Genomic DNA, 855 nt, shown 5'->3' with positions numbered 1-855 from the left:
GGAAAGATAGGTTCTTAATCTAAAAATTTTTATGGCACAGTTTAGCTTTTACTTGCAACTGAAGTATATGAGGAGTTGAGTAAGTAGTGTCTAAAAACGATGAGGTATTTCTATTATTTCCACCATGGAAGCTTTTACATAGGTTCCTACTCGTAACAGTGCTCTTACTTTTGGGGGCTGTATACTCCGGAATGACTGTGTTAACGCAATACTTTGATACAGAACCTGAGTGGCTTTTAGGCATTTTATTTTCTACAGGAATAGCATTTTGCCTTATAAATTTTAAAGTAAGCCAAGGCTCTTTTTTTTTGCGCAAACATATTAAAATTCTATGCTTTATTTTTAGCTGTGATTTGCTTACCAACTTTTATAATTTTAGAAGGTAATGGGTATTATATTCAACAGCTATCAATGTAGCCTTTATTTTGCTCTCTTTTTATTTAAGTAAAGGAGAAAAATACCAAGGTCTTGTTAAATATCAGTATGATTTTTTTAAAGATATAAAAGACGCTCGTGCTGCTGTCGAAAAAGAAATGGCAAAAAGTAACCGAAGGAACAAAAAGTAATAAATTTTATTTACCTTTATTCAATTTAGAACTCTAGGGAGCTATGAACGCCTAAGCTAAGGCGCTATAGAAATGATATGGAACAACAAAGCCAACAAACACTAACTAACCTTGTTTACGATATATACGAAAGCCCAACTTTAATAGAAGAGCATCAAGTGCTTATAAACCCTTTGTTGAGCGATTTAGTTGCCACTGCGCCAGCTGGGTTTGAGGGCATGGCGACAATGATTAATACCCATATTTCTAATGGGTTTAAATTCAAAAATCCTAAAATACAAAAATTTGA

The 855-nt window shown here is 33.3% G+C and carries 1 protein-coding gene; it reads left to right on the top strand.

The annotated features are described in order from the left end of the window. Positions 1-643: 643 nt before the first annotated feature. Positions 644-855 (top strand): hypothetical protein (locus tag H5072_RS20595; RefSeq protein WP_182694655.1); only part of this gene is annotated, 212 nt, incomplete at its 3' end.

The organism is Pseudoalteromonas sp. SR45-5 (assembly GCF_014163565.1).
In the GTDB taxonomy this organism is placed as follows: domain Bacteria; phylum Pseudomonadota; class Gammaproteobacteria; order Enterobacterales; family Alteromonadaceae; genus Pseudoalteromonas; species Pseudoalteromonas distincta.
The sequence above is the reverse complement of the archived record's forward strand: the minus strand, read 5'-3'. Positions and strand labels throughout refer to the sequence as shown.